Genomic DNA, 20,261 nt, shown 5'->3' with positions numbered 1-20,261 from the left:
GGAGTCGGTGCACAAAGGTCACCAGGGCCATCAGGGCCACCAGGGTATGGGTGGGGTTCGGGCGCGTATCCGGGCGGTGTTCGGGGACGCGGGGGTCACCGGGTGGATGCACGCGGTGGACATCGACAGCGGGGCCGAGGTCGCGGACGGGGCCGAGACGCCGGTGAGTACGGCGAGCGTGCACAAGTTGTGTCTGGCGGTCACCGTGCAGCGGCTCGCCGACGAGGGACGCCTCGACCCCGAGGAGCAGGTCGAGTCGCTTCCCGGTGATCGCACCCCCGGCCCCACGGGCCTCGCGATGCTGAGTGGTCCGGTACGGATGTCGGTACGGGACCTCGTCGCGATGGCGTTGACGGTGAGCGACAACACGGCCGCCGATCTCCTCTTCGACCGGGTCGGACTCGCCGCCGTCAATGACGCGATGCGCGCCGTCGGGCTGCGCAGGACCGTCGCGGTGCAGACCATGCGGGACCTCTTCGCCACCATCGACGAGGACAGCGGCGGCGACGAGGCGCGGCTCAGATCCGACCCGGCGCTGCTCGCCCGGCTGCGCGTCCTCGACCCGGCCCGCGCCAACCGCAGCACCCCCCGGGACATGACCCGGCTGCTCACCGCGCTCTGGCGCGACGAGGCGTGTTCACCGGACCGGGCGCGCGAGTTGCGGGCCGTGCTCGGACTTCAGGTCTGGCCGCACCGGCTCGCCGCCGGATTCCCGTACGACGACGTCCGGGTCTACGGCAAGACCGGCACGCTGCCGACGCTGCGCCACGAGGTCGGGGTTGTCGAGTACCCCGACGGCGGCCGGTACGCGGTGGCCGTGTTCACGCGCGCGGCCCGCACGGCGGCCCGGCAGCCCGCGGCCGACGCGGCGATCGGCACGGCGGCGCGTCTGGCGGTACGCGCCCTGCGGGCCCACTGACGGGTGAGAGGGGCGCCCGACCGATGGGCGCCCCTGCCGCGTACTCACTCGGACCTGCTCAGAGCCAGCCGGGCACCACGAAGATCACCCACGTCACCAGGGGCGCCACCACCGCCATGGTGAGCCCCCAGGTCATCAACCGCTTGAAGACCGCGTCGCGTTGGTCCTCCGGTGCGTTGGCGGTGACCAGGGCGCCGCTGGTCGAGATGGGTGACGAGTCGACCACCGACGAGGAGATGGCCAGGGCGGTCACCATGCCGACCGCGCCGACCTCGCCGCCGAGCAGGAACGGCACGGCGAGCGGGATGAGCGCGCCGAGGATGCCCGTGGTCGACGCGAAAGCGGAGACCACCGCGCCGATGGCGCAGATCAGCAGCGCGCCGAGGAGCGGGGCGCCGATGTCGGCGACGCTCTTGCCGAGCCAGTCGATGGTGCCGATGCGCTCCATCATGCTGACGAAGGTGACGATGCCGCAGACGAGCAGGACCGTCGACCAGGCGCAGCGGTCCACGGCTCCCTTCGCGGACTCGGGCGAGAGCAGCGACAGGACGACCGTCACGGTCAGCGCGAGCAGTCCCACGTTCAGGTCGAAGAACAGCGCCCCGACGACCAGGCTGAGGAGTCCGAGCAGGGTGAGGACGCGGACGCGGTTGAGGCGCAGGGCCGACGGGTCGTCGGGGTCCGTGGGGGCCGTGGGGTCCGTGGTGTCGGACACCGTGGTCGCCGTGGTGGTCGCGGTCCGGAGGGCCACCGCACTCACGCCCACCGGGACTCCGGCGCCTGAGCCGTCGCCGCCACCCTTGGACCTGGGCTCCGGGAGGCCACCCGTACCTCCTCCCGTACCTTCCCCCGCACCTCCTCCCGTGCTTTCGCTCGTGCTCTGTCCCGTGCTTTCGCCCCCCGAATTCCCGGCGATAGCTTCTTCCAAGTCGTCGGCCCGGCGCCCGATGAGCTTCTTTCCGCCGAACATGAAGAACACCACGACACAGAGCAGCGCGTTGAAGACGAAGGAACTGGCGAACAGCAGCATCGGGTTGCCCGGCAGGTCATTCCGGGACACCACACCATTCGTGATACTGCCGAAGATACTGACCGGGGAAAATCCGCCGGCACTCGCTCCGTTGATGATGAAGAGGCCGAGCAGTACCGGATTGATCCGATAGCGGACGGCGAATCCCATACCGATCGGGGCGATGATCGCCACGGCGGCGGGCACGACCGCGCCCACCGCCGTGAGGACGGCCGTGACCAGGAACATCACCCAGGGGATCAGGGCAATGCGGCCCCGTACGGCCCGAGTTGAGGCATGGACCAGCCAGTCGACCGTGCCGTTGTTCTTGGCGATGGCGAACAGGAAGGTGACGCCGACGAGTACGACGAACAAGTCGCCGGGAAAACCTCCGAAGATCTCGTCCGTACTCTCATGGACGAACAGGGTGCCGACCAGGAAAGCGGCGACGATTGCCAGCGCTCCCATATGCACCGAGGTAAAGGTGGCGACGGTGAACACCAACGCCAACGCGATGATGGAAATGACGTGATCTGACACGAGGCTTCCTCGCCTTCGGTCGACGGTCATGGTGCGGGCGTGCGGGCGCGGTCCTCCCCGAGGAGGACTGTGGGAAAAGGGTTGTGCCGTGGCCCGGCATGGCGTCGGGATGTCCCGTCCCGGCGCGTCGAATTCCGTTATGCGGAAGGGTGGTTCCGCGATGGGGAGTATGGAAGCCTCGTAAAAGTGGGTGCGTCAAGGGGGCGCGGCAGAAGTTTTTTCGCGCCGGGTCGGGACCTGGGTCACGGCCAGGGTCACGGCCAGGGTCGCCGCACGGTCACCGTCGGGTCACCGCCGGCGTGACGGAGAGTCAGTCTCCCGGCGCCCTCCCCAGCAGCTTCCCGACCCGCTCCGCCGCCTCCCGCACGGCCGCCCCGAAGGCCGCGCGTGACGCGTCGGTCAGCCGGCTCGTCGGCACGTTGACGCTGATGCTCGCCACCGGAGTGCCCGCCTCGCCGATGACCGCGGCGGCCACCGCCGACACGTCGTCGCGCCACTCGCCGGAGTTGGTGGCATAGCCCCGCGCGCGGATCTCCGCCAGCTCCTTCCGCAGCTCATCGGGGTCGGTGATCGAGGTGTCGGTGAACCGCGAGAGCCCTTCGGTGATGTAGTTCTCCACCGTCTCGTCCGGGCTCGCCGCCAGCACCGCCTTGCCGTTCGCCGACGCGTGGGCCGGCAGATTCTGCCCCAGCGGCAGGATGATCCGAACCGGCTGACTGGTCTCCAGACGCTCGATCAGCACGATCTTGCCGCCCTCCGGCACCGCCAGATGCACCGTCTCGTCGGTCTGCCGGCGCAACTCCTCCATCACCGGCACCGCGATGTCCCGCAGGCTCAGCTCACCGGTCGCGCTCCGGCCGACATGCAGCGCCTTCGCGGTCACCATCCAGCGCGTGGGAGTCCCCGCGGCCTGCCGGATCCAGCCCGCCGTGTGCAGCGTGACCAGCGCGCGCTGCACCGAACTCTTGGGCAACTCCATGGCGCGCGCCAGGTCCGCGACACCGATCGGCTGTCGCGCCGCGACCTCTTCCAGGGTGCGCAGCGCATTGAGGACGTTCTGCATCCATTGACTCCCTCGCTCGGGGAAACCTATGCTCCCCCATGCCATCACACGGTATAGCGTGCCGCGACACGGCACAAGCACTTTGGAGGAGTCCGTCCCATGACGCTTCGCACCGGCCGCCATTTCCTCCAGATCCCCGGCCCCACCAACGTCCCCGACCAGGTGCTGCGCGCCATGGCGGCCCCCACCATCGACCATCGCGGCCCCGAATTCGCGGCCCTCACCGTCCGGTTGCTCGCCGAGATCAAGCCGGTGTTCGGCACCCAGGGACCGGTCGTGATCTACCCCGCGACCGGCACCGGAGCCTGGGAGGCCGCCCTCGTCAACACGCTCAGCCCCGGCGACCGCGTCCTGTGCTTCGAGACAGGGCACTTCGCGACGCTCTGGCAGGAGATGGCGAGCGCGCTCGGCCTGGAGGTGGACTTCGTGCCGGGGGACTGGCGCCATGGGGCCGACCCCGCCGAACTCGCCCGCCGCCTCGACGCCGACATCACCCAGTCGATCAAGGCGGTCTGCGTCGTCCACAACGAGACCTCGACCGGTGTCACCAGCCGGATCGCCGAGATCCGTCAGGCGCTCGACGACGCGGACCACCCGGCGCTGCTGTTCGTCGACACCATCTCGTCGCTCGGCTCCATCGACTACCGGCACGACGAATGGGGCGTCGATGTCACCGTCGCCGGCTCGCAGAAGGGGCTGATGCTGCCGCCGGGGCTCAGCTTCAACGCCGTCAGCGACAAGGCGCTCGCCGCCTCCAAGACCTCCCGGCTGACGAAGTCGTTCTGGGACTGGGCGCCGATCATCGAGGCCAACCGGCGCGGCTCCTTCCCGTACACCCCGAACACCAACCTCCTCTACGGGCTCCACGAGGCGCTGGGCATGCTCGCCGCCGAGGGGCTGCCCCAGGTGTTCGCGCGGCACGCGCGGCACGCGGCGGCGACCCGGGCCGCCGTACGGGGCTGGGGACTTGAGGTGCTCTGCGCCGACGAGCGCGAACACTCCGGCTCGCTCACCGCCGTACTGATGCCCGACAGCCCCGACGGACCCGACGCCGACCAGGTCCGGAAGGTGATCCTGGAGCGGTTCGACATGTCACTCGGCGCGGGCCTGGGGAAACTCTCCGGCCGGATCTTCCGCATCGGCCATCTCGGCCACTTCAACGATCTGACCCTCGCCGGCACCCTCGCCGGGGTCCAGATGGGCCTGGAGATCGCCGGGGTGCCGGTCGACCCGGCGGGCCTCGGCGCGGCACTCGACGTCCTGCGCACCCCATGACCCCCGGCAACCCGCACACTCGCCACCCGCACCCCCCGGCACCCCTGGAACTCGTACCCCCGGCACCCCTGGAGTCGCATCCATGACACCGCCCCACGGTGAGACCCGAACAGCTCCGCCGGCCGCCGCGTCCTCCGACGACCGTGAACTCCAGCAGCGGTTGAGCCGTGATCTCGATGGTGAGGTCGCCTTCGACGACTACACCCGGCATCTCTTCTCGCGTGACGCGAGCATGTACTCCATCACTCCGCGCGGAGTCGTCTTCCCCCGCCACACCGGCGATGTGCAGGCCACCGTGGCGGCGGCGGCCGACCACGGCATCCCGGTCCTGCCGCGCGGCGCCGGGACCAGCCTCGCCGGACAGACCGTCGGCCCCGGCCTGGTCCTCGACTTCTCGCGCCATATGAACCGCATCGTCGACCTCGACTTCGAGGGGCGTACCGCCCTGGTCGAGCCCGGAGTCGTACAGGATCAGCTCAACCGCGCCGCCGCACCGCACGGCCTGATGTTCGGCCCCGACACCTCCACCAGCAACCGCGCGACCATCGGCGGGATGATCGGCAACAACTCCGCGGGCAGCGGCTCCCTGCGGTACGGCATGACCATCGACCATGTCCGCGCCCTGGACGTCGTCCTGTCCGACGCGAGTACGGTCCGCCTGGAGCCCGTGGACGAGACCGAACGCAAACGGCGCGCCGACCTGCCCACGCTGGAAGGCCGCCTCTACCGGGATCTGCCGCCGCTCGTACGGGCCAACGCCGACGCCATCGCCGAGGGGTTCCCGGACTTCTGGCGCCGCGCCTGCGGCTACCGTCTGGACCGGCTGGCCCGTGAGGACACCCTTTTCGACCTGGCGAAATTCGTCGTCGGCTCTGAAGGAACCCTCGCCATCGCCACCCAGGCGCTGGTCGACCTGGTGCCCAAGCCGGCCAGGACCGTCATCGCCGTGGGCCACTTCACCTCGGTCGTCGGCGCCATCGAGGCGACCGAGTCCGCCCTCACCTGCCATCCGTCCGCCGTGGAGCTGATGGACAAGACGATCCTCGACCTGTCCCGTCAGAAGATCGAGTACGCCTCGCTCGGCGCCCTCCTCCAGGGCGACCCCGAAGCGCTCCTCTTCGTCAGCTTCACCGGCGACGACGAGACCGAACTCCTCGACCAGCTACGCCAGTTGACCACTCTGTGGAAGCGCCACGGGCACGGCTACCACACCCTGCGGGCCGTCACCCCCGAGCAGCAGGCGGCCTTGATGAAGGTCCGCAAGTCCAGCCTGGGGCTGCTGATGGCGGCGGGCGAGGGCACCCGAAGGCCACTCGCGTTCGTCGAGGACACGGCGGTCGACCCCGTCCATCTCGCCGAGTACACCCGCCGCTTCAAGGGCATCCTGGACGAGCACGGCCTCAGCGCCGGGTTCTACGGCCACTGTTCCGTGGGCTGTCTGCACATCCGGCCCTTCGTGGACCTCGCCGACCCGCACCAGATCACCACCATGCGGACGGTCGCCGAACGCATCAAGGACCTCGTCACCGAGTACGGCGGGGTCAACTCCAGCGAACACGGCGACGGTCTGGCGCGCAGCGAGTTCAACCGGGAGATCTTCGGAGACGACCTCTACGAGGCGATGCGCTCCGTCAAGGGCCTCTTCGATCCGCAGGACCGGCTCAACCCGGGCAAGATCGTGGACGCGCCCGCCATGACCGAGAACCTCCGGGACCCGGCGCTGCCCCCGGCGGCCGAGCTGCGCACCCGGCTGGACTTCGACGTGGTGGGAGGCATGCGGGGCGCCGCCGACCGGTGCATGAGCATCGGGCTGTGCCGCAAGAGCGGCAGCGGCGCCATGTGTCCCTCCTACATGGCGACCCGCAATGAGCAGGACTCCACCAGGGGCCGGGCGAACGCCCTGGTCAAGGCGTTGTCGGAGCCCGACCCGAGGAAGGCGCTCGGCGACGAGCGGCTGCACGAGGTCCTCGATCTGTGTCTGATGTGCAAGGCGTGCAAGAGCGAGTGCCCGCTCGGCGTCGACATGGCGACCCTCAAGGCGGAGGCGCTCTCCCACCACCACGACGAGCACGGGATACCCCTGCGGTCCCGGATCTTCGGCTCGATCCGCTTCCTCAACCGGCTCGGCTCGGCCACCGCGCCCCTGTCCAACCTGCCCGGCCGGATCGGACCCCTGCGCAAGCTGATGCAACGCCGGCTGGGCATCGCGGCGGCGCGGCCCCTGCCCCGCTTCGAACGGCGCAATCTGGTGCGCTGGTTCGGCGGCCGGCCGAAGAGCCCCCGCCTGGTGGCCCCGCAGGGGACCGTCACCTACCTCGCCGACTCCTTCACCACCTATACGGAACCGAGTATCGGGCGCGCCGCCGTCGAACTCCTCGAACAGGCGGGCTGGGACGTGCGGTTGGAGAGCCGTGGCTGCTGCGGACGGTCCAGTCTCTCCAAGGGGCTCGTGGACGACGCCAACGAGAAGGCGTTCAAGCTCGCCCACCTCCTCGCCGAGACCACCCCGGCGGACTCACCGATCGTCGGCTGCGAACCCTCCTGCCTGATGACCCTGCGCGACGAACACCGGGCCATGCTGCCGGACGACACGGCGGTCAAGGACATCTCCGGGCGGGTACGCCAGGTCGAGGAGCTGTTGGTGGAGGCCATCGACGCCGGCCGTATCCGGCTGAGCGACGCCGCCTGGCCCGCCGGGCGACGGCTCCTCTACCACGGTCACTGCCATCAGAAGGCCGAGGTCGGCACCGCCGCCACGATCGCACTCCTGAACCGTATCCCGGGCGTGGAGGTGGTCGAACTGGACGCGGGCTGCTGCGGCATGGCCGGCTCCTTCGGCTTCGAAGCGGAGCACTACGACGTCTCCATGACCGTCGGCGACGACCGGCTGTTCCCCGCCGTCGAGGCGGAGCCCGAGAACACGGTCATCGTCGCCACGGGCGTGTCCTGCCGTCAGCAGATCTTCCACGGCACCCGACGCGACGCCTGGCATCCGGTCCAGCTCATCAGGGAGGCACTGATCGTCTGACCCGAGGGCTCCGATCAACGGGGAGAGGTGGGCGCCGTGTCAGGAGCGGTGTCCGGGGCCCGGACGGGCAAGCCGACGCTGACGGAACCGCTCGGCCAGAGCCGTCAGGCCGAAGACGAGCCCCATCACGATGCCGAACAGTACGGCGAAGAACGCGTCGGAGGGCTCGCCCTCGGACGGCAGCGCCAGGAAGAAGAGAGTGAAGGGTGCGCCCGCGCAGAGCCCGGCCCCGACCGGATGCCGGGCCACCCACTTCTGCAGCCGGGTCGGAGGCAGCCGACCTCCGAGCGCCCGATCCACGGCCCAGAACCCATCCGCCAGTGATCGTCTCCATCTCCCCATACCGCGAGGGTACGACAGCCCGGTTCGGCGGCACTTCGGGTCCCGCGTGCCGGGCCCCTGGTCAGGGCCTCGTCAGCGGCCCTGGGTACCGGTCTCGTTCACCGCGCGGCGGGTCGCGTCCGAGAACATCGTGTACCAGGCGGTGACCCTGAGCCTCTTCTGTTCCCAGTCGCGGCTGGCGGGCGATTCGGGGTCCGCCGCCGCGTCGGGGGCCGACCGGAGTCCGGCCAGCGCGAGGCGGGACTCCTGGAGCGCCATGCAGGCCCAGTTCGCGAAATCGGCCGCGTCGGCCGGCCCGCACGACCGTATTTCGAAGGTGCACATCAGGGCGTCGTGGCAGGTCGTGCGGACGGCGGATTCCGCGTCCGTGGACGGGGGCGCCGTCCGCTGCCGGATGGCTCGCTCCCACTCGTCGATGGCCAGTATCGCCGCCTTCATCCGCTCGTGAAAGGTCGCGTAGACCTGGCGGCGGTGGTCCTCCACGCGGCGTGCGCTGTCGACCGATTCCTGCGCGGTGACCTGGCTCTGCGCCGAGCGGCCCGCGAGCCCCGCTCCGACAACTGCCCCCGCCGCACTGGCGAATCCGGCCACCCCCGCGGCCCACACCGCGGCAACCCCCTGATCCATGGCCCCGATCCTGCCCGGACCGGCGCGCGAGGGGAAGGCGGCGTGCGCTGTCGAGGGAGAGAGGGGGAACCTGGCCGGCGCCCTGGTCAGGTCGGGCGCCGGCCAGGCGTTGAGGGGTGGGGGCGTCAGGGGGTGCGGGCGCTGGTGATGCGGGTCACCGCTTCCAGCGTCAGGGCGCGGTCGTGGGGTTCCGTCTCCAGGGCCCGGTGGATCGACAGGCCCTCGATGAGGGCATCGAGCTGGCGGGCCGTCGCCGGGTCGAAGTGCCATTCGAGGGCCCGGCGGCTGCGGCCCATCCACTCCCGTGTCAGGGCACGGAACGCGGGCTTGCGGGCCGCGAGGGTGTACAGCTCATGGGTCAGAACGAGTTCGCGCTGATTGCCGCTGGAGAGATGGTGGACGAGGTCGGCCACCGCCTCCCGTGCCTCGTCCGGTGTGCCGGCGGCGCCGAGCCGTTCCTCGAACACGGCGACGATGCCGCTGGAGAACCGCGTGAACGCCTCCCGCAGCAACTCGTCCATCCCGTCGAAGTGATACGTCATCGAACCCAGGGGCACACCGGCGCGAGCGGCGACCTTGCGGTGCGAGGTGCCCGCGACGCCTTCCTCCGCGATGAGGTCGAGCGTGGCGGTGATGATGCGGTCCCGCCGTTCGGGATCGGTGCGTCCGGTCGCCACGGTGTGCCTGCCTCCTGGATGCGTCAGATCGAGCGGACGACGCGGGCCGGATTGCCCACGGCGACCACATTGGCGGGGATGTCCTTGGTGACGACTGCCCCGGCGCCGATGACGCTGTTGTCCCCGATGACCACCCCGGCCAGCACGATCGCCCCGCCGCCGAGCCACACATTGTCGCCGATCGTGATCGGCTTCGCCGCCTCCAGTTTGTCGCGCCGAGGCTCCGGCTCCACCGGGTGGGTCGGCGTCAGCAACTGCACGTTCGGACCGATCTGGCAGTCACGGCCGATGGTGATGGGTGCCACGTCGAGTGCGGTGAGGTTGTAGTTGACGAAGGTGTCGTCGCCGATCGTGAGGTAGGTGCCGTAGTCGACGAACAGCGGCGGCCTGATGTGGGCGCCGGCGCCCAGCTTCCCGATCAGCTCCCGGACGACGGGCTGCGCGGCCTCGGCGTCCTCCGCATAGCGCGTCTGGTACTCGGCCGCCAGCCGCACCGCCCGCTGCTGCGCCTTGGCGATGTCGGGGTCGTCCGAGATGTACAGGTCTCCGGCGAGCATCCGCTCGTGCTGGGTACGGGGGTCTCCCGCGAAGTAGTCCTTCACGCGTACGATCGTACACTCAGGGCGTACGGTCGTACATTCTCCGGTGCGGCGTGCCCCCGATCCGTACTCCCGATTCGTCTGCTGAGGCCCCGCTGTCATGGATGCTGCCACCCGCCGCTGGCGTGCCGCCCTGTTCCTCTTCATGCTCGCGGCCGGTACCGGCATGGCCTCCTGGGTGGCGCGGACGCCCGCCGTCCGGGACGGGCTTGAGGTGTCCACGGCCGCGATGGGTCTGGTGCTGTTCGGGCTGTCCACGGGGTCGATGGCCGGAGTCATGCTGTCGGCCCGGGTCGTCCGCCGGTACGGGGGCAGGGTGGCCATCAGTGGCGGATCCGCCCTGATCGTCGCCGGCCTGTTCGTCGTCGCAGGGGCCACGAGTCTGTCGCTGGCCGCCGGGGTGTTCGGCGGGCTCGCGCTGTTCGGCGCGGGGCTCGGCCTTGCCGAGGTGGCGTTCAACATCGAGGGCGCCGCCGTCGAGCGGGTTCTCGAACGGCCCGTACTCCCCGTACTCCACGGGTGTTTCAGCCTGGGTACGGTGCTGGGCGCGCTCCTTGGTATGGGGCTGACCGCGGCCCGGATTCCGGTCGGATGGCATCTGTCCGCCGTCGCGGTGCTGATCGCGGCGGCTGCCCTGTGGGCCGTCCTCGCGATCCCGGGCGGTACCGGTAAGGACGCGCCGGCCGACCCGGACAGCGCGCGCGAGAAGGGCGGACCGCGCCGGCGGTCGGATGTGTGGCGGGACCGGCGGCTCGTCTGCATCGCGCTGATCGTGCTGGCGATGGCCTTCTCGGAAGGGGCCGCCAACGACTGGCTGCCGCTGCTGATGGTCGACGGCCACCACGTCAGCGCCACCGCCGGTTCCCTGACCTTCCTGGTGTTCGCGTCGGCGATGACCGTGGGCCGCTTCACCGGTGGACCGCTCCTGGAACGGTTCGGCCGCGTTCACGTGGTCCGGGTGAGCGCCCTGATCGCCGTGGCCGGGCTGATCCTCGTCATCGTCTCGCCCAGTCCGCTGGTCGCCGGGGCGGCCACGGTGCTGTGGGGCCTCGGCGCCTCGCTCGGTTTCCCGGTGACGTTGTCCGCCGCGGGCGACCACCCGCACGACGCGGCGACGCGCGTGGCGGCCGTCGCCACCGCCGGGTATGTCGCGTTCCTGGTCGGCCCGCCCGCCCTCGGATTCCTCGCGGGCCACATCGGGCTCCGCCTCACGATGACGGTCGTCCTGGCCTTCCTGGTGATCGCGGCCACGCTGGCCGGCGCGCTCGCCCCGAGGCACGGGGAGCACACCGGCGCGCGGCCCACGTCCGACGGTCACACGCCGGTCCCCGACCTGGAGCAGGGGAACCCTTCGTGACCCGCGTCAGCGCTCGTACCGGCTGGGGAACGGGAAGTACGACTCCAGGAAGGCGTGCAGCCGGGCCGTGACGCTCTCCTTCTCCTCCTCGGGCGTGTTGACGTCGTTGAGGCAGAAGAAGTCGAACCGGCGGGTGGTGGCGAGGTCCACGAGCCGCTCCTCGGCGTCGTGCCGGGCGATGTCGATGTACCGCAGCTTGTACTTGCCGGGGACGGCGCGGCCGGTCAGATACGCGTAGTGGTGGTGCAGGGACGCGCCCATCGCGATGTCGTGCACCGAGCGGAAGCGGGACCGGCTGGTGCGTGCGATGTCCTCTGCGAAGCGCTCCTCCAACTCCCGCATCACCGAACGGAGCTGGGGGTGCGGGGTGTGCATGAACTTGTTGGTGGTGAACCGCCCGTGCGTCCCGAGCAGCAGCTCCCGCACGTTCTTGCCGGCGGAGTTGGGTGCGGGCTCGTCGGGGTGCGGGGCGCCCAGGCCCAGCTGGGACGGCGAGAAGGGCAGCTTCGCTATGCCGTTGGCGTGGAAGAAGTGGTCGGGGGTCGCCGGGCGGCCGAGGAACACGTCGTCGTTGAAGTAGAGGTACCGCTCCGACAGGCCCTCGATGTGGTGCAACTGGGTGCCGATGGCATGCGAGTTGAAGACGGGCAGCGCGCTGGCGTCGCTGAAGATGTCCTTGTGGTCCACGATCTGGATGCCGGGGGCGTCGGTGTTCAGCCAGGGAGGTGTCTGGCCGTCGGTGACCACGTAGATGTTGCGGACGAACGGGGCGAACGTCTCCAGGGACCGCAGTGAGTACTTCAGCTCGTCGTGGCTGGCGTAGCGCGAGGCACCCGATTCGCGGCCGTGGATGCGCGGCGCCCCGCCGGAGTTGCGGAACGACTCGCGGCGCGCGGCGAGTTCGGGATCGTCGCCGTCGACCCAGGTGTACACGACATCGAGGGGCATGTCGGTGGTCTCGACCCGGGGCCGGAAGAGATCTTCGTACGTCGGATGGGCGCGGCCCTGGACCGTGCGGACCGAGGCGGTGAGCGTCTTGGTGGGCAGTACGTCGGTGACCGGGTTGGGGCGGGGTCCGACCAGGGCCTCGGCGAGCACGTCGGGCGGCGCCTGGTGGCGGAGCGCCTTGATCTGCTCGGGACCGCTCTCCTCGTCGTCGAGGAGCGCCTGACCGGGGCGCCAGAACTCGACGTCGCAGCCGTAGCCGAGGTCCGAGAGCATCTGGCCGTCCGGGCCGAGCAGGATCTCGCCGAAGCGGATGACGGACCCGCGCTTGAGGGCGGTCGGCAGGGAACCGTCGGCGTAGAGGGTGGCGTCCGCCGGCATCCGGTCGCCGCCCGGCTTGAGCGCGTACAGGGGAGAGGCCCCGTACATCGAACGCAGCGTGGCCAGCAGGTCCTTGCGGTCGGTGCGGCGGACACCGACGCAGTGCCGGGTGAGGGTGCGGCCCGGGACCAGGAAGTAGTCGATTCCGGCGCGGTCCAGCGCGTCGGTCACCAGGTTCAGGTTGTGGGCCGAGGCGCCGGCCGCCGTGAAGGCGCGCACCTGGCGGCCGTAGAAGGTGTGTCCGTCGACCGTCACGGTCCGCACGGTGTAGTCGGACGCCAGCAGTTCACGCCGCCGCTCGGCGATCCGCTCGTCGCGTCTGAGATCCGCGGCGGCGTCGCGGACGGCGGCGCGTTCCACCGCGCGCTGCTCGCGTATGCGGCCGGGCAGCAGACGCTCCCCGAGTGACGTGACGCGTGACGGCATGCCTGCTCCTACCTGAACACATGAAGAGAGAGCCCATCGCGCGGGAAAAGGCGGCGATGCGGCGGGAAAGGGGGTGAAGGGGGTGATGCGGCGAAAGAGGGGGTGATGGCCGGGGAATGACCGCCGGGGACCGGTCAGTCCTCACTATCCGTCACGCATGGCGCACCGAACGAAACTGGGGGCACAGGCGCTTCACAGATCCACATCCTCGTTTCCTGCCTGTTGCAGGCTCCGGTGCCGGAATGTGGCGGTAAAGCTCTGAAAAGCCTGCTAACTGAAAGTAAAGAAACTATGAAGTCGGGGCCTGCGATCCGTCAAGTGTGAACGGGAGATTCCGCCCGAGTCATCCGCAATGTGACCAGAGAGTTAATTCACGTCTCAGGTGGCGCGCGACCGAAGGGTTCCTGCGGAATGTGATGTGTGCAATGGTACATGTCGCATGGCGTACGCATGGGCATGTCAAGGGTGGACTCAGGGCGAACTCTTCGGTCCATCAGCCCGCGTGCGCGACCAACCCTCACCGGGTCGCGCCCCGGCGCGGCTCCCCCCATCCCCGCTGGAGGCGGCAAGTGAGACCGAAGGTACGACGACCATCCGTCGTCAGACTCCTCGTCACGGCGCTGGCGCTGTGTCTGGGCATCGGCGTGTTCGCGGCGCCGGGCCATGCGAGCCCCCTGAACCCGGTCACCGGTAAGGCGCCCGGTGCCTCGACCCCGCGGAAGGCGCCACCCGCGCCCTCCGCGGCCGATCCCCGCGGCGACGACCCCGAGCACGTCCGCGAGACCCCGCTGAAGCCCAAGGACCGCCCCCCGCTGGCGTCGACGAAGGACGCCCTCAAGCGGGACTACGACGATCCGGCGTCACCCGCGCCACGCCTCAGCCCCTCGATGAAGGCGTCCCGCACGATCAACGGCAAGGCCGCGGCCTGCGACGTCGCCGACTTCACCGGCCGCACCGGCGCCGCCCTCGTCCAGCAGATCAAGGCGTCGACCACCGACTGCGTGAACACCCTCTTCAACGTCACGGGAAGCGACGCGTACCAGGCCTTCCGCGAGGCGCAGATGGTGAGCGTCGCCTACGCCCTGCGCGACGGCTCCGCGGCCTACCCGGGCAACAGCTCCACCGGCATGCCGCAGCTCGTGCTCTATCTGCGCGCGGGCTACTACGTGCACTGGTACAACCCGTCGACCGTCGGCACCTACGGCCCGGCCCTGACGACGGCCATCCGGTCAGGGCTGGACGCGTTCTTCGCCAGTTCCCACGCGCAGGACGTCAGTGACGCCAACGGCGAGACCCTGTCCGAGGCGGTCACGCTGATCGACAGCGCCGAGGAGAACGCCCGCTATCTGTACGTCGTGAAGCGGCTGTTGAACGGCTACGACAGCTCGTACAACGCGTCGTGGTGGATGCTCAACGCGGTCAACAACGTGTACACCGTGCTGTTCCGGGGCCACCAGGTACCCGCGTTCGTCACCGCCGTGCAGTCCGACCCGAGCGTCACCGACACCGTGTACACCTTCGCGTCCTCGCACACCGCCCTGCTCGGCACCGACCAGGGCTACCTCGTCTCCAACGCGGGCCGTGAGCTGGGCCGTTTCCTCCAGCACAGCACCCTGCTCGGCAAGGTCCGTCCCCTCGTCAACGGTCTGCTCGGCCAGTCCGCGATCACCGGCCGCACCGCACCCCTGTGGGTCGGCGTCGCCGAGATGACCGACTACTACGACAAGGCCAACTGCTCCCTCTACGGCACCTGCGACCTCCAGAACCGCCTCGCGGCGGCGGTGCTTCCCGTCAACCACACCTGTAGCTCAAGCCTCCGGGTCCGCGCCCAGGAGATGACGGCCGCCCAGCTCTCCGCGACCTGCGCGAGCCTGGCCAACCAGGACGCCTACTTCCACGGCATCGTCAAGGACGGCGGCCCGGTCTCCGGCGACCGCAACACCACGCTGGAAGTCGTGGCGTTCAACTCCAGCACCGACTACCAGACGTATGCCGGGGCGATGTTCGGCATCGACACGAACAACGGCGGCATGTATCTCGAAGGCGACCCCTCCGCCACCGGGAACCAGCCGCGGTTCATCGCGTACGAGGCCGAGTGGCTGCCGTCCTTCGAGATCTGGAATCTGAACCACGAGTACACGCATTACCTCGACGGCCGGTTCAACATGTACGGCGATTTCACCGCCAATGTGGCCACGCCGACCATCTGGTGGATCGAGGGCTTCGCCGAGTACGTGTCCTACTCGTACCGCAAGGTCACCTACGACGCCGCGATCACCGAAGCGGGCCGCCGTACCTATGCGTTGAGCACCCTTTTCGACACCACGTACAGCCATGACACCACCCGGATATACCGGTGGGGCTATCTCGCCGTGCGGTACATGCTCCAGTCGCATCCGGACGACATGGCGACCGTGCTCGGGTACTACCGCGCGGGCAACTGGAGCGCGGCCCGCAGCCATCTGACCGCCACGATCGGCTCGCGCTACGACAGCGACTGGTACTCCTGGCTCGCGGCCTGCGCGGCCGGGAGCTGCGGGGGCTCCACGAACCCGCCCGGCCTGCCCGAGTGCACCGGAGGCGACGCACGTCAGCTCGACCGCAACTGCCGGCGGTCCGGGGTGTCCGGGACGGTGGGCAACTACGCCTATCTGTACGTCCATCTGCCGGCCGGGGTCCAGCAGTTCAAGGTGACCACGGCCGGCGGCTCCGGCAACGCCGACCTCTACTACAGCAACACCGGCTGGGCCACGACGAGTTCGTACACCAGCCGGTCCACCGGCTCCGGCAACGCCGAGACGCTGACCGTGAACGGCCCGGCGGCGGGCTGGCACTACATCAGCCTCGCCGGGGTCACCGACTTCTCGGGGGTGACCGTCACGTCCGAGTACTGACAGGGCGGAAGGCCCTGACGAGGTGAGCCGGGGCGGGGACCAGCGGTCGAGGAGACACCGCGGGTCCCCGCCCTCCCCGCCCTCCCCTTCCGCGACCTTGGCAGGCCTTGAGCCATGTGACATATTACTGAGCTATGGGAGTCCGGGGGCATTCTGTGGACGCTGTCGTCGTCGGTGCCGGTGTGGTGGGCGCCGCCTGCGCCTACTACGCGACGCGCGCCGGACTCTCCGTCGCCGTCGTGGACCAGGGCGGCCCGGCCGGCGGGACCACCGGCGCGGGCGAGGGAAACCTGCTCGTCTCGGACAAGGAACCGGGCCCGGAACTGGACCTGGCCCTGCTCTCCGCCCGCCTCTGGCGCGACCTGGCCGACGCACTTCCGGACGGGCCGCGCGGCATCGAGTACGAGGCGAAGGGCGGACTGGTCGTCGCGGCCGACTCCGCCGAACTGGCCGCGCTGCACCGCCTGGTGGCGGACCAGGCCCGTGCCGGAGTGGAGACCCGCGACGTCACCGCCGACCGGCTCCCCGACCTCGAACCCCACCTCGCCCGGGGCCTCGCCGGGGGAGTCCACTACCCGCAGGACGCCCAGGTCCAGCCCGCGCTCGCCGCCGCCCGACTGCTCCGGGCCGCCCGCGAGGCAGGCGCCCGCCTGCACTTCGGGGAAGCGGTCACCGACATCCTCACCGGACCGGACGGCGCGATACGCGCGGTGCGCACCCCTCGGCGGGATGTGCCGGCACCCGCCGTCGTCAACGCCACCGGAGTCCGGGGCGGCGACCTGGCCCGGCTCGCCGGAGCGCGGCTGCCCGTGCTGCCCCGCCGGGGCTTCGTCCTGGTCACCGAACCCCTGCCGCAGCTCGTCCGGCACAAGGTCTACGCCGCCGGATACGTCGCTGACGTGGCCAGCGGCTCCGCCGCGCTCCAGACCTCACCCGTCGTCGAGAGCACCCCGTCGGGCCCGGTGCTCATCGGGGCGAGCCGGGAGCGCGTCGGCTTCGACCGGACCCTCTCCGCCGAGGTGCTGAGACGTCTCGCCATGGCGGCGGTCGCGCTGTTCCCCGTACTGGCCAGGACCGCTGTGATCCGTACGTACTGCGGGTTCCGTCCCTATCTCCCCGACCATCTCCCGGCGATCGGGCCCGACCCGGCGGTCCCCGGGCTGTACCACGCGTGCGGGCACGAGGGCGCCGGGATCGGGCTGGCCCCGGCGACCGGTCTCCTCGTCGCCCAGGCGCTGACCGGGACCACGCCCGCGACGGATCTCGCGCCGTTCCGTCCCGAACGGTTCACCAAGGAGGGGAAGTAGCCGTGTCGCACGCCGAAGCCGAACGGGCAGGGTCCGGAGCCGGATTCCTCGTCCGGTACGACGGCACACCCCTGCGGGCCCTGCCCGGTCAGAGCGTCGCCGCCGCACTCTGGGCGGCGGGCATTGTCGGCTGGCGCACCACGCGGGGGAGCGGACGGCCACGCGGGGCGTTCTGCGGGATCGGCGTCTGCTTCGACTGCCTCATCACCGTCAACGGCCGGCCCAACCAGCGCGCCTGCCTCGTCCCCGCCCGCCCCGGCGACGTACTCACCACCCAGGAGGGCCACGGCCATGCCGACCTCGCCGAGTGAACGGGACCGGGATCGGGATAGGGACCGGGTGGCCGCCACCCCGTACGACCTCGTGGTGGTCGGCGCCGGACCGGCCGGGCTCGCGGGCGCCGTGACGGCCGCCGACCACGGGCTCGCCGTGGCACTGATCGACGCGGCGCCACGCCCCGGCGGTCAGTACCACCGGCACGCGGCCCCCGAACTCCGCGCCGCCGGGCCCGCGTCGGCCCGGCGCGGACGCTCCGCGTTCACCGCGCTGAGCCACCGGCTGGACGCCCACCGCCGCGCCGGCCGGATCACCCACCTCGCCGGACTCCAGGTGTGGTCGGTGCAGCGCGAGGACACATATGGTGCCCGCTGGGCCGTGCGCACCCTCGCGACCGAAGCGAACGACACCGAACCGACCCGCACCGAACCGACCGAAGCCGCCGACCCGCCCGGCGACGGCACCGTACGGGCCGGGGGACTGCTGCTCGCCACCGGGGCGTACGAACGCCAACTCCCCTTCCCCGGCTGGACGTTGCCCGGTGTCGTCGGCGCGGGCGGGGCGCAGGCCATGCTCAAGGCGGGGCTCGTCCTGCCGGGGCGGCGGATCGTCGTCGCGGGGAGCGGCCCCCTGCTTCTGGCCGTCGCCGTGTCGCTCGCCGGGGCGGGTGCGGAGGTCCCGGTGGTCGTCGAGGCGGCCGGGTACCCGGCGTACGGCCGTAACGTCCGCGCGCTGGCCGCCCAACCGGGCAAGGCCGTCGAAGGCGCACGGCTCGGCGCCACCTTGCTGCGCCACCGCGTACGGCTCCGGTCGCGCGCCGCCGTGATCGAGGCGCACGGCGGGCGGCGCGTCGAAGCCGTCACCGTCGCCTCGCTCGACCGCGACTGGCGGCCCCTGCCCGGCTCGGAACGGACCGTCGCCTGTGACGCGCTCGCCGTCGGCCACGGTCTGGTGCCCCAGCTCGAACTCGCCCTCGCCCTCGGCTGCGAGACCCGCACGACGCCCGACGGTACGCCCGCGCTGGTCGTGGACGCGGCGCAGCGTACGACCGTGGAGCGGGTGTGGGCGGCGGGCGAGGTCGCCGGAGTGGGCGGCGTGCAACTTGCTTGGTGTGAAGGCGAGTTGGCGGGCTTTGCCGCTGCCGCCGACCTTCGTCCGAGCCCGGGGCCGGACCTCGCGCGGCGGGCCGCCCGTACCGCCGTGCTCGGGCGCCGCCGGGACCGGGGGCGCCGGTTCGCCGACGCGATGGCCGCCGTGCACCGCCCCGGGCCCGGCTGGACCGGGTGGCTGACCGGCGCGACCGAGGTGTGCCGCTGCGAGGAGGTCCCCGCGTCCGCCGTCCGCGAGGCGGTCGGCACGTACGGCGCCGATGACGCACGCACCGTGAAACTGCTGACCCGCGCCGGTATGGGGTGGTGCCAGGGCCGGATGTGCGGCACCGCCGTCGCCTGCCTCGCGGCCGGGGGCGACGGCGCCGCACCCCTCGGCGCCGAACGGCGTCCCCTCTCCACTCCCGTACCGCTCGGGCGCCTCGCCGCCCTTCCCCCCGCCGACACGGACACAGTGCCGCCCGCTGCCCCTCCCGCACCAACTGCCCAGCGATTCAAGAGGAGTTCCCGTATGACCGACCACGCCGACCACGCCGACACCGAGCACGCCCCGTACGCGCACAGCCCCTCCCGTCCCTGGCGCGGTGTCATGGTCGCCCTGCCTGCCTTGCTGCGCGCCGACCTCTCCGTCGACCACGACGCGTACGGCGAGCAGATCCGCAGGCTGACCGGGTCCGGCTGTGACGGCGTCGTCGTGAACGGTTCCCTCGGCGAGTACCAGACCCTGACCGACGAGGAGCGCGCCCGGCTGGTGCGCACGGCCGTCGGCGCGGCCGGGCACGGGAGCCGGGTGATGGCAGGGGTCTCCGCTTACGGCAGCGCCGAGGCGCGGCGCTGGGCCGAGCACGCCGCCGACGCGGGAGCGGGCTCCGTCCTGTGCCTGCCGCCCAACGCCTACCGCGCCGACGGCGAAGCGGTCCGCGCCCACTACGCCGAAGTGGCCCGCGCCGGACTCCCCGTCGTCGCCTACAACAACCCGTACGACACCCGCACCGACCTCACGCCCGCGCTCCTCGGGGAGCTGTACGCGGCCGAAAGCATCGTCGCCGTCAAGGAGTTCAGCGGCGATGTCCGCCGGGCCTACGAGATCGCCGAGACGGCACCCGGTCTCGATCTGCTCGTCGGCGCGGACGACGTCCTCCTCGAACTCGCGCTCGCCGGGGCGGTCGGCTGGATCGCCGGTGTCCCCAACACCTTCCCCGACGCCTGCGCCACCCTCTACCGGGCCGCCGTGACCGGGGACCTCGACACCGCGCTGCCGCTCTACCGGACCCTGCACCCGCTGCTGCGCTGGGACTCCAAGCCGGAGTTCGTGCAGGCCATCAAGGTGTCGATGGACGTCGCCGGGCTGTACGGGGGTCCGTGCCGGCCGCCCCGGTCCCCGCTGCCTGCCGCCGCCGACACCACCGTCCGCGCCCTCACCGAGAAGCTCGTCGCCGAGGGCCTGGCCTGAGCGGACCCCGTACCCGGATCGGCGAAGACTCGTA

The 20,261-nt window shown here is 71.0% G+C and carries 15 protein-coding genes and 1 pseudogene; 9 read left to right on the top strand and 7 right to left on the bottom strand.

Features of this window, described 5'->3' with window-relative positions:
* The first annotated feature begins 46 nt into the window (after positions 1 to 46).
* Positions 47 to 919: a serine hydrolase gene (locus ACIQNU_RS19910; RefSeq protein WP_401368084.1), complete on the top strand. Its 873-nt coding sequence runs from the start codon at positions 47 to 49 to the stop codon at positions 917 to 919.
* A 58-nt stretch (positions 920 to 977) separates the two neighbouring features.
* On the opposite strand, the gene ACIQNU_RS19905 is transcribed toward ACIQNU_RS19910, so the two are convergent.
* Both ACIQNU_RS19905 and ACIQNU_RS19900 read right to left on the bottom strand, forming a co-directional pair.
* Positions 978 to 2,468 (bottom strand): SLC13 family permease, encoded by a 1,491-nt coding sequence (locus tag ACIQNU_RS19905; RefSeq protein WP_401367852.1) that lies wholly within the window; start codon positions 2,466 to 2,468, stop codon positions 978 to 980.
* Between the two features lie 310 nt (positions 2,469 to 2,778).
* Positions 2,779 to 3,531 (bottom strand): IclR family transcriptional regulator, encoded by a 753-nt coding sequence (locus ACIQNU_RS19900; protein WP_401367849.1) that lies wholly within the window; start codon positions 3,529 to 3,531, stop codon positions 2,779 to 2,781.
* A gap of 99 nt (positions 3,532 to 3,630) precedes the next feature.
* On the opposite strand from ACIQNU_RS19900, the gene ACIQNU_RS19895 reads away from it, so the two are divergent.
* Positions 3,631 to 4,806: a pyridoxal-phosphate-dependent aminotransferase family protein gene (locus ACIQNU_RS19895; protein ID WP_401367846.1), complete on the top strand. Its 1,176-nt coding sequence runs from the start codon at positions 3,631 to 3,633 to the stop codon at positions 4,804 to 4,806.
* An 82-nt stretch (positions 4,807 to 4,888) separates the two neighbouring features.
* Positions 4,889 to 7,834 carry an FAD-binding and (Fe-S)-binding domain-containing protein gene (locus tag ACIQNU_RS19890; protein ID WP_401367844.1) on the top strand — a complete coding sequence of 982 codons (2,946 nt, stop codon included), beginning with the start codon at positions 4,889 to 4,891 and terminating at the stop codon, positions 7,832 to 7,834.
* Positions 7,835 to 7,873: 39 nt separating this feature from the next.
* Here the strand turns inward: ACIQNU_RS19890 and ACIQNU_RS19885 are convergent, their stop codons facing one another.
* From ACIQNU_RS19885 to ACIQNU_RS19870, 4 genes are all read right to left on the bottom strand, one after another.
* Positions 7,874 to 8,176 (bottom strand): hypothetical protein, encoded by a 303-nt coding sequence (locus tag ACIQNU_RS19885; RefSeq protein ID WP_401367841.1) that lies wholly within the window; start codon positions 8,174 to 8,176, stop codon positions 7,874 to 7,876.
* 72 nt (positions 8,177 to 8,248) lie between these two features.
* Positions 8,249 to 8,803 (bottom strand): hypothetical protein, encoded by a 555-nt coding sequence (locus ACIQNU_RS19880; RefSeq protein WP_401367838.1) that lies wholly within the window; start codon positions 8,801 to 8,803, stop codon positions 8,249 to 8,251.
* Positions 8,804 to 8,928: 125 nt separating this feature from the next.
* On the bottom strand, positions 8,929 to 9,480 hold the full coding sequence (locus ACIQNU_RS19875) for a TetR/AcrR family transcriptional regulator (RefSeq protein WP_401367836.1): 552 nt from the start codon (positions 9,478 to 9,480) through the stop codon (positions 8,929 to 8,931).
* Between the two features lie 23 nt (positions 9,481 to 9,503).
* A complete protein-coding gene (locus tag ACIQNU_RS19870; protein WP_401367833.1) occupies positions 9,504 to 10,082 on the bottom strand; it encodes a sugar O-acetyltransferase in 579 nt (192 codons plus the stop codon).
* Between the two features lie 97 nt (positions 10,083 to 10,179).
* Here ACIQNU_RS19870 and ACIQNU_RS19865 point away from each other — a divergent pair, with 97 nt between their 5' ends.
* On the top strand, positions 10,180 to 11,436 hold the full coding sequence (locus ACIQNU_RS19865; protein ID WP_401367830.1) for an MFS transporter: 1,257 nt from the start codon (positions 10,180 to 10,182) through the stop codon (positions 11,434 to 11,436).
* A 6-nt stretch (positions 11,437 to 11,442) separates the two neighbouring features.
* Here the strand turns inward: ACIQNU_RS19865 and ACIQNU_RS19860 are convergent, their stop codons facing one another.
* Complete coding sequence (locus ACIQNU_RS19860) at positions 11,443 to 13,188, bottom strand: stealth family protein (RefSeq protein ID WP_401367827.1); 1,746 nt, start codon at positions 13,186 to 13,188, stop codon at positions 11,443 to 11,445.
* A 569-nt stretch (positions 13,189 to 13,757) separates the two neighbouring features.
* Here ACIQNU_RS19860 and ACIQNU_RS19855 point away from each other — a divergent pair.
* The 5 genes and pseudogenes from ACIQNU_RS19855 to ACIQNU_RS19835 all read left to right on the top strand — a co-directional run bounded on the left by ACIQNU_RS19855 (position 13,758) and on the right by ACIQNU_RS19835 (position 20,227).
* Positions 13,758 to 16,082 (top strand): M9 family metallopeptidase, encoded by a 2,325-nt coding sequence (locus ACIQNU_RS19855; RefSeq protein WP_401367824.1) that lies wholly within the window; start codon positions 13,758 to 13,760, stop codon positions 16,080 to 16,082.
* Between the two features lie 134 nt (positions 16,083 to 16,216).
* Entirely contained in the window at positions 16,217 to 17,389 is a 1,173-nt protein-coding gene (locus ACIQNU_RS19850; RefSeq protein ID WP_401367821.1) for an NAD(P)/FAD-dependent oxidoreductase, read from the top strand.
* Between the two features lie 2 nt (positions 17,390 to 17,391).
* A complete protein-coding gene (locus ACIQNU_RS19845; protein ID WP_401367818.1) occupies positions 17,392 to 17,700 on the top strand; it encodes a (2Fe-2S)-binding protein in 309 nt (102 codons plus the stop codon).
* A pseudogene (locus ACIQNU_RS19840) lies at positions 17,681 to 19,102 on the top strand (FAD-dependent oxidoreductase); the annotation flags it as partial. The gene ACIQNU_RS19845 and the pseudogene ACIQNU_RS19840, both read left to right, overlap by 20 nt.
* Positions 19,103 to 19,363: 261 nt before the next feature.
* Positions 19,364 to 20,227 (top strand): dihydrodipicolinate synthase family protein, encoded by an 864-nt coding sequence (locus ACIQNU_RS19835; protein ID WP_401368082.1) that lies wholly within the window; start codon positions 19,364 to 19,366, stop codon positions 20,225 to 20,227.
* Positions 20,228 to 20,261 lie beyond the last annotated feature (34 nt).

Source organism: Streptomyces sp. NPDC091292 (assembly GCF_044757265.1).
In the GTDB taxonomy this organism is placed as follows: Bacteria; Actinomycetota; Actinomycetes; order Streptomycetales; family Streptomycetaceae; genus Streptomyces.
Note: the sequence above shows the minus strand (reverse complement) of the source record. Positions and strands in the feature narration are given on the sequence as shown.

Coding starts and splice junctions, on each gene's coding strand:
- ACIQNU_RS19880 (WP_401367838.1), bottom strand. CDS start 8,803: ATGGATCAGGGGGTTGCCGCGGTGTGGGCCGCGGGGGTGGCCGGATTC.
- ACIQNU_RS19865 (WP_401367830.1), top strand. CDS start 10,180: ATGGATGCTGCCACCCGCCGCTGGCGTGCCGCCCTGTTCCTCTTCATG.
- ACIQNU_RS19860 (WP_401367827.1), bottom strand. CDS start 13,188: ATGCCGTCACGCGTCACGTCACTCGGGGAGCGTCTGCTGCCCGGCCGC.
- ACIQNU_RS19910 (WP_401368084.1), top strand. CDS start 47: ATGGGTGGGGTTCGGGCGCGTATCCGGGCGGTGTTCGGGGACGCGGGG.
- ACIQNU_RS19885 (WP_401367841.1), bottom strand. CDS start 8,176: ATGGGGAGATGGAGACGATCACTGGCGGATGGGTTCTGGGCCGTGGAT.
- ACIQNU_RS19900 (WP_401367849.1), bottom strand. CDS start 3,531: ATGCAGAACGTCCTCAATGCGCTGCGCACCCTGGAAGAGGTCGCGGCG.
- ACIQNU_RS19835 (WP_401368082.1), top strand. CDS start 19,364: ATGGTCGCCCTGCCTGCCTTGCTGCGCGCCGACCTCTCCGTCGACCAC.
- ACIQNU_RS19890 (WP_401367844.1), top strand. CDS start 4,889: ATGACACCGCCCCACGGTGAGACCCGAACAGCTCCGCCGGCCGCCGCG.
- ACIQNU_RS19895 (WP_401367846.1), top strand. CDS start 3,631: ATGACGCTTCGCACCGGCCGCCATTTCCTCCAGATCCCCGGCCCCACC.
- ACIQNU_RS19850 (WP_401367821.1), top strand. CDS start 16,217: ATGGGAGTCCGGGGGCATTCTGTGGACGCTGTCGTCGTCGGTGCCGGT.